The 8,401-nt window shown below is 42.6% G+C and carries 6 protein-coding genes; 2 read left to right on the top strand and 4 right to left on the bottom strand.

Annotated features, from left to right (window positions below):
• Positions 1-185: 185 nt before the first annotated feature.
• The 3 genes from EI164_RS12900 to EI164_RS12890 form a co-directional block, all read right to left on the bottom strand.
• Positions 186-815 carry a CoA transferase subunit B gene (locus tag EI164_RS12900; RefSeq protein WP_192520355.1) on the bottom strand — a complete coding sequence of 210 codons (630 nt, stop codon included), beginning with the start codon at positions 813-815 and terminating at the stop codon, positions 186-188.
• A 154-nt stretch (positions 816-969) separates the two neighbouring features.
• Complete coding sequence (locus EI164_RS12895; RefSeq protein ID WP_192520354.1) at positions 970-1,683, bottom strand: CoA transferase subunit A; 714 nt, start codon at positions 1,681-1,683, stop codon at positions 970-972.
• Positions 1,684-1,866: 183 nt separating this feature from the next.
• Positions 1,867-3,207 carry a short-chain fatty acid transporter gene (locus tag EI164_RS12890; protein WP_192520353.1) on the bottom strand — a complete coding sequence of 447 codons (1,341 nt, stop codon included), beginning with the start codon at positions 3,205-3,207 and terminating at the stop codon, positions 1,867-1,869.
• 289 nt (positions 3,208-3,496) lie between these two features.
• Here EI164_RS12890 and EI164_RS12885 point away from each other — a divergent pair, with 289 nt between their 5' ends.
• Both EI164_RS12885 and metG read left to right on the top strand, forming a co-directional pair.
• Positions 3,497-4,822: a GntP family permease gene (locus EI164_RS12885; RefSeq protein WP_192520352.1), complete on the top strand. Its 1,326-nt coding sequence runs from the start codon at positions 3,497-3,499 to the stop codon at positions 4,820-4,822.
• Between the two features lie 356 nt (positions 4,823-5,178).
• The gene (metG, locus tag EI164_RS12880) at positions 5,179-7,272 is read left to right on the top strand and encodes a methionine--tRNA ligase (protein ID WP_192520351.1); all 2,094 of its coding nucleotides are present in this window, start codon (positions 5,179-5,181) and stop codon (positions 7,270-7,272) included.
• 573 nt (positions 7,273-7,845) lie between these two features.
• On the opposite strand, the gene EI164_RS12875 is transcribed toward metG, so the two are convergent.
• Positions 7,846-8,235: a hypothetical protein gene (locus EI164_RS12875; protein WP_192520350.1), complete on the bottom strand. Its 390-nt coding sequence runs from the start codon at positions 8,233-8,235 to the stop codon at positions 7,846-7,848.
• Positions 8,236-8,401 lie beyond the last annotated feature (166 nt).

The raw sequence follows: 8,401 nt of genomic DNA, 5'->3' as shown, positions 1-8,401 counted from the left end.
AACCTAGAATGACTAGGTATCAAAAATTTCACTGCATATTGTCTAAAAAATAGTCACTGCCAGCACCACATTTGAATGTTCAACACGCCCTGATCTAAATAAATGCGCCACTATAACGCTGGCGACATATGTATCTATAGCATAAAACATAGTAGTCTTAGGAGCGTTACTCTACTGTACCAAGATTACTGCACAATGTTCACTGGCGTTTTTTCTTGTAACTCTTCGAAACTGACACCATCGGCTAGCTCAATCAATTTCAACCCGCTATCGGTGATGTCTAACACAGCAAGCTCAGTAATAATGCGATCAACCACGCCTTTTCCCGTCAGTGGTAACTCACAGTTGGCCAAAATTTTAGGGTCACCGTGTTTGTTGACTTGTTCCATCAGGACAATCACGCGCTGCACGCCTGCAACCAAATCCATTGCCCCGCCCATTCCTTTGACCATTTTTTTGGGAATCATCCAGTTGGCAAGATCGCCTTTTTCTGAGACTTCCATCGCACCCAATATGGCCAAATTAACATGGCCACCGCGAATCATTGCAAAAGAGTCTGAACTACCAAAATAACTAGCACCCGCCTCTGCAGTTACTGTCTGCTTGCCAGCATTAATCAAATCAGCGTCGACGCTATCTACCATAGGAAACTCGCCAATACCAAGCAGCCCATTCTCTGACTGTAGCCATACGTCTACGCCTTCTGGAATATAGTTGGCTACAAGCGTTGGGAGACCGATGCCTAGATTTACGTAATAACCGTCTTGCAATTCTTGTGCAGCGCGTTGTGCCATTTGTTCTCTTGTCCATGCCATGCTGATTTCCTTATTTTTTGCGATATTCTATTTTTATTCATTTAGACAGCCAGTTATCTAATCAATTAGCTGTCTAAGCTCTATCTATCTAAGCTCTATCTATCTAAAATCTACTATTAATGTCACATACAGCTAGACTTCGACTACGTTTTATTTACACGCCTTCTAGCGCTTTAGTTGTGGTTTTTTCGATACGTTTTTCGGGAGCGCTATTCAGTACAATACGCTGAACGAAGATACCTGGCAGGTGAACCTCATCTGGATCTAGCATTCCAGTCTCTACGATTTCCTCTACCTCTACGATAGTCATTTTCCCAGCCATCGCACAGTCTGGATTAAAGTTACGAGCGGTCTTGTTGAATATCAAGTTCCCTGCTTTGTCAGCTTTTTGCGCCTTGATTAGGGCAACATCGGCGCGCAATGAATGCTCTAGCACATAAGTACGACCATCAAAGTCACGGGTTTCTTTACCTTCAGCAACTAACGTACCTACGCCTGTTGCAGTATAAAACGCAGGAATACCAGCACCGCCTGAGCGCAGTTTCTCAGCCAGTGTACCTTGCGGCGTCAACTCAACTTCTAACTCGCCCGCCAGATACTGGCGCTCAAACTCTTTGTTTTCACCCACATAAGATGAGATCATTTTTTTGATTTGGCGAGTTTGCAATAATAGCCCTAGACCGAAATCATCGACACCAGCGTTGTTACTGATACAGGTCAAATGATTAACCCCACTGTCACGTAACGCTTCTATTAATGCCTCTGGAATACCACATAGCCCAAAGCCACCAATTGCGAGCGTCTGCCCATCCTTAACGATGCCTTGTAGCGCCTCTGCAGCACTGCTGTATACTTTTGATCGACTCATACTTATCTCCTATGATTGTTATTTATATTTTTTGATTTTTGCATAAACTGCACTTCACGGTCACTTACTTTGGTAGATGGATATATCGGCCCATAGATATATCGGCTCATGAATATAAAAGCACGCTGTATGGCTCAGCAGCTCTAATACTTGAATGTTCAACATACCCTATTCGTTTGAGCGTTATACTAATAGCCAAAACACACTCATGATAATCGCGCCAGATACCACCAGCACGATCAGGCAATAACCCATGATAGCTCGTGCATCCAAACCTGCAATACCCAGTAGCGGCAATGCCCAAAATGGCTGAATCATATTGGTCCACGCATCACCCCATGCAACCGCCATCGCCGTCACAGCTGGACTGACACCCAGTTCAATACCAGCAGGAATCATCACTGGGCCTTGAACGGCAAACTGTCCACCGCCCGATGGTACAAAAACATTGACCAAGCCTGCACTCAAAAATGCAAATATCGGGAAACTGTCTGCAGAAGCAGAATTGACAAAAAACTCGGTCACTTGCGTACTGATAGAGATGCCATCGGTATTGGCACCTGTCATGATTCCCATGATGCCACCATAAAACGGAAACAATAATACAATGCCTGTAATACCGCCAATGCCTGAATTCACGGCGCGATAGTAACGTTCTAACGTACCGTGCGACAGCAAACCTATAAATAAGAACAGCCCAATAACGATGTTCAGCCCTAAGTTAAATCCATTAGTACCAAACTCGCTAATGTAATACATCAGCGCTAATGCTAACAAGATCACAGCAATAATACGGCTATCGTCTAGCTTTTGGGCTGGTGTATCTCTTTGGGGTGCGATGTACACTTCTCGCTTGATCAGGTTGGGATCGATCACTGTAGGATTTTTGGGATGCATAAAACGGTTAACGAGAGGCAAAATGACTATTAGCAAACCCACCAGTAGCAAGTTATAGCCTGCAAATACGGTCTGTGACAAAGGCACCGCTTCGGTCATGGTATTACTAGACAATGTCAGTAGCGTATCACCGCCAGAGCTGAGCGTCAGTGGTATCGACCCCGAAAATCCACCATGCCAAATCACAAATCCAGAATAAGCAGCCGCGACCAGTAAAGGGTAATCGACATTGGCGACTTTTTTTGCCAATGATTTAGCAAAGATTGCTCCGATAATTAGACCAAAGCCCCAGTTAATCCATGAACCAACTAGCCCAACCAAGGTTGATACCATAATGGCGGTCGTAGGAGAATGCACTCTACTGGCAAGACTGTCCAGTAAACGTTGAATGAACGGTGCGCTAGCAAATGCGTAGCCAGTAACTAGGACCAATGCCATTTGCATGGCAAAGCTATGCAGCGACCACAAGCCATTACCCCAATGCCCTGCCATCGCAATCATGTCCTGACCAGTCGTTGCTAGCCCAACGGCAAACGCAATGAGGGTCAAAACAATCGAGAACACGAATGGGGATGGTAAATAGCGATTGACTAACTGCACGCTCATATTAGTGATGGCACTAAACATATTCACATTCCTTGTAAATTTAATGTTTGGTTTTGAGAGTTTTTATTGACACTTATTTTGACTGTTTATAAAGTTTGCCTGTGCTTCCCGCTCACTACCTCCAGTAAACAATAAAATATTCATTATTAGCAATATATTAATACGTTTCATATCGATATATCATATAAAAAGCATATGTGCTAACTTAGCATACTATTCTAGAAACGACTAGAAAATAACATCAAAAGCACGCGAGGCCATGTAATGTCTTGTTATAGCTCGCTGCTTTTTTTTGCCAAGGAGGGCAACTATGTTTAGCACATTCGCTATTGTCATCACTTTATTATTATTAATGTTTTTTGCCTATCGTGGCTACTCGGTACTGATTTTGGCACCGATTATGGCTATTTTGGCCGTGGTATTATCAGGTGACTTTTTAAGCAGTATTCCTGCTTACACTGATGTTTTTATGGGTGCGTTGAGCGGATTTTTGCTTAAGTTTTTCCCGATTTTTTTATTAGGTGCACTCTTTGGACGGTTGATGGCCGACTCTGGTGCGGCGACAGCGATTGCCAGCACCGTGGTTGAGAAGCTTGGTGCTAGCAAAGCCATACTCGCTGTTATTTTGGTATGCGCTATTTTGACCTATGGCGGTGTCTCATTATTCGTCGTCGCATTTGCCATCTACCCAATCGCCAAAGACTTGTTTAAAGCTGCCGATATTCCCAAGCGATTGATTCCAGCAGCCATTGCTCTAGGGTCATTTACCTTTACGATGACTGCACTACCGGGCACGCCAGCGATTCAAAACGCCATTCCCATTCCTTATTACAATACCAACGTGTTTGCTGCGCCTATTTTAGGCATCATCGGTGGTTTGGTTATGTTTATTGGTGGTTGGATGTGGTTACAATCACGAGCCAGAAAAGCCAATGCTGCAGGTGAAGGCTATGGTCAACATGATGATGAAGATGTGGGTAGTCTTAGTGCAGACACACAAGAAACTGAAGCGCTAAATACGCATCAAACTTCATTTACCGTTGCGATGATTCCCTTAGTATTGGTCATCGGTTTAAACGCTATACTGACATATATTATTTTTCCATTAATGGAATTCAACGGTTTACAGACACAATTCCCCGAATTGAATATCGCAGGCTCACTCGGATTATGGTCAATTATCATCTCATTGGTCGTGGCTTGTGTAGTACTAGTCCTACTCCGTATTGGACATTGGGATAACCTACAAAAGACCATTAACCGCGGTACTTACGACTCTATGTTGCCGATTTTCAATACGGCATCAGAAGTGGGTTATGGAGCCGTTATCGCTTCATTAGCAGGCTTCTTGATCATTCGTGATAGTATCTTAAACCTAAACCCTGACAACCCTCTGATCTCAGAAGCTGTCGCAATGACCACGCTTGCAGGTATTACCGGCTCATCATCTGGTGGTTTGAGTATCGCGCTGTCGACATTGGGCGAAGATTATCTAAGAATGGCCATCAATGCTGGTATCGATCCAGAGCTGATGCACCGAGTCGCTGTCATGGCAGCCGGTGGTTTAGATACCTTGCCACACAGTGGTGCGGTCATCACTGTCATCACTTTAGGGACAATGTTTGGTTCATTTTAAGTTTGGTTTATTTTAATTTTCAATCATAAAATCTAAACCATGGCGCCTAACCAAAAACCCACTTAGCGATTGCTTGGTGGGTTTTTCATGACAGTTCTTGCAACAATCAGTTATGGTTCAAGGCCAATATTTATAGTAGATAAATAAAGAGTTCGCTATATGCCACATAGAATACATTGCCTGATTAATTACGGAGGAATGTCACAAATTTAACCGAATTACGGTATCATAGGCACACTTTTTAAGTTTTCATTCTTTTTAGAAGTTTTTAGTATTGATAACATCGCGTCCAATGGCCATAAACTGCTAAGACGTTTGATAATCAACCCGTTTATATAAAAATATAGGTGATAAAAGTGCGTGAGATTTTAGTAACCAGTGCGCTGCCCTACGCCAATGGCTATATCCATTTGGGGCATCTTGTAGAATATATTCAGACAGACATCTGGGTACGTGCGATGAAGGCACAAGGCCATCAGGTCACTTATGTCTGTGCAGATGATGCACACGGTACCGCCATCATGCTAAAAGCAGAAGCCAATGGCGTAACGCCAGAAGAACAAATTGCGTCCGTAAAAGCGTCACATGAAGCTGATTTTGCCAAATTTTTAGTCAATTTTGACAATTATCATTCTACTCACTCAGAGGAAAACAAGCATTTCTCTGAATTGATTTATCGTCGTCTTAATAGTGCTGGACACATTAGCACAAAGGATGTTGAACAATTATTCGACCCTGAAAAGAAATTGTTTTTAGCCGATCGATTTGTCAAAGGAGAATGCCCTGAGTGCGGTGCCCTTGATCAATATGGTGATAACTGTGAAGTATGCGGTACTACCTACGACGCTACCGAACTTAAAAACCCACATTCAACGCTATCTGATGCCACACCAGTCCTAAAGACCTCAAAGCATTATTTCTTTGATTTGCCTGAGTTTGAGCAATTCCTAAAAGACTGGACACGCAGTGACAACCGCTTGCAAACGTCAGTGGCAAATAAATTGCAAGAATGGTTTGACGCTGGCCTTACCAGCTGGGACATCTCACGTGATGCACCTTATTTTGGCTTTCAAATTCCAGATACCCCAAGCGATGAGCCAGACAAATACTTCTATGTATGGCTAGATGCGCCAGTCGGCTATATGGCAAGCTTTAAAAGCCTATGCGACAAACGTGAAGGTACTGAGCAAGCGCTTGATTTTGACCGCTACTGGGCACAAGAAAACGAGAATAAAACCGAGGTTTATCACTTCATCGGTAAAGACATCGTTTATTTCCATGCCTTATTTTGGCCAGCTATGCTAGCTGGTAGTGAGTTACGCACACCAACTGGTGTTTTTGCCCACGGCTTCTTGATGGTCAATGGCGAAAAAATGAGTAAATCACGCGGCACTTTTATTAAGGCCGAAACTTACGCTGAACACTTACACCCTGAGTATTTACGTTATTACTTCGCCAGTAAGCTGTCTGACAAAGTAGAAGATATCAACCTTGATTTAGAAGACTTTATGCAAAAGGTTAACTCTGACTTGGTTGGTAAAGTAGTCAATATCGCCAGTCGTAGTGCAGGGTTCTTGGTTAAGAAATACGATGGCATGCTATCGGATGTTTGCGTCGAGTCAGAGCTATTAGAAGACATTACTAAAACGGGTGATGAAATCGCGGTCGCTTATGAAAACCGTGAGTTCTCTCGCGCCATGCGCTTAATCATGCAGTGTGCAGACAAAGCCAATGAATATATCGATGGTAAAAAACCTTGGTCACTTGCTAAGCAAGAAGGTACTGAGCAAGAAGTTCAAGACGTCTGCTCGGTCGCTATTAATATTTTCCGTCAATTGATGGTTTATCTCGCGCCAGTATTACCAGAACTGACCGATAATGCTAAGGGCTTTTTAAACGTAGACGACTTAAGCTTTGCCAGTCGTAATGAGTGGTTACTAGGTCATAAAATCAATAAGTTTAAACCATTGATGCAACGGATCGAGGCAAAAGACATTGAAGCAATGATTGAAGATTCAAAAGCCTCTCTCGCACAAGCAGACGCTCCAGCTGTGTCCGATAATAGCAAGCCTGCCGTAAAAGACAAAGCGCAAACAACAGACGTTGATACTGAGCAAGCCGATTATATTGGTATCGAAGACTTTGCCAAAGTTGAGATGAAAGTAGCACACGTCTTAGAGTGCAATCATGTAGAAGGCGCGGACAAGCTTCTACAGTTTACGTTGGATGTTGGTGAAGACAAGCCACGCAACGTGTTCAGCGGTATTCGTAAGTTTTATGAGCCTGAGCAATTGGTTGATAAAAAGGTCATTTGTGTGACCAACCTTGCCCCGCGTAAGATGAAATTCGGTATATCAGAAGGCATGGTGCTATCAACTGGTGAGCCAAAGACGGGCTTGACGGTCGTTACCTTACCGGATGCTTGTGTCGTTGGTGATGTACTCGCATAAGATATATCTGCCTAAAAAGAGCTGACCTAATCCGCATAACTGTCGTGCTGAATAAGCTATCTTGCTGAATAACGGAGAACAACATTGGTATTGCTTAGGCTTTTGGCAGATATTCTCTTTTATTTGGCATTAGGTTTAATCGCTTATTGGTTTTTTACAGCAGATACGACCGCACTCTGGGTGGCTATCGGTAGTGGTGTGTTTAGTGCCATACTATTTATATATACTGCGGATATCAGACGCTCGCGACGCAGCAGTCGTTTAGATCCTTCGAGTATATGGGATTGGTTATATTTTATAGATATAATAGAGATTCCTTTTTATATAATTGGCTGGCTATTCCGTAGTTTATGGCGAGTCTTTGATTAGCGTTTGTTGAGCGTTCAAATACACAAAAAGATGCCCTAAGTGGCATCTTTTTTATTGCATTAAGATAAGCTAATAACGATAGCAGCGAATTACAATTATTTAGCATTCACATATTGACTCATAACTATAGTCTGTTGAACATTCAAATATGAGGGTTGCTGATTGCTACGCTGTAGGCTTTAATGCTTAACTATGGGTAGTCGCTCAATGTGTGTCTAATAGCGACTGCTCTCTCAATTCATTTAGCTCTACTTTTTTTAATTCTGCTTTTATTTTTTCGTATGCTTCTGTTTTTTTAATGGCTTCTGCTCTAGCTTTGTATGCATTAGCTTTTGCCGTTTCTGCTACTTTCGCAAGAGCTTCTGCTCTAGCTTCGTATTCATCAGCTGTTGCTTTTGCTAGCGCTGCTTCTGCTTCTGCCATAGCTACGCTGGCGCGCGCGTCTGTGCTAGATTGTTGGGCTTGTTCCATAGCATATTCATTATTGGCATTTGCTACTCCAAAAGTCAGAGCGGTCAAAACTATCACACCTGATAGGAGTGTGAATGATTGGTTTAATAATCTCATAATATTTACGACCTTAAATTTTTTCAAATACGATCATTAGGCAAGTTTGCTTTATTTTAACCCAGTTAGTGATTCTTTATTTATATTAATAACCCCACTCTCAACTTCGAAAGTGATTGAAAAAAGAAGAGCACCTCACTAATCTATTGTTTTCGACCAAGAATACAATGGAGTTGTGAGATGCCCATAGACG

This window comes from Psychrobacter sp. FME13 (genome assembly GCF_014861395.1).
Lineage (GTDB): Bacteria > Pseudomonadota > Gammaproteobacteria > Pseudomonadales > Moraxellaceae > Psychrobacter.
The sequence above is the reverse complement of the archived record's forward strand: the minus strand, read 5'-3'. Positions and strand labels throughout refer to the sequence as shown.

What these genes read in the sequence shown, in the direction of transcription:
- EI164_RS12890 (WP_192520353.1), bottom strand. Translation starts at nt 3,207, where the DNA reads ATGTTTAGTGCCATCACTAATATGAGCGTGCAGTTAGTCAATCGCTAT.
- EI164_RS12895 (WP_192520354.1), bottom strand. Translation starts at nt 1,683, where the DNA reads ATGAGTCGATCAAAAGTATACAGCAGTGCTGCAGAGGCGCTACAAGGC.
- EI164_RS12900 (WP_192520355.1), bottom strand. Translation starts at nt 815, where the DNA reads ATGGCATGGACAAGAGAACAAATGGCACAACGCGCTGCACAAGAATTG.
- EI164_RS12885 (WP_192520352.1), top strand. Translation starts at nt 3,497, where the DNA reads ATGTTTAGCACATTCGCTATTGTCATCACTTTATTATTATTAATGTTT.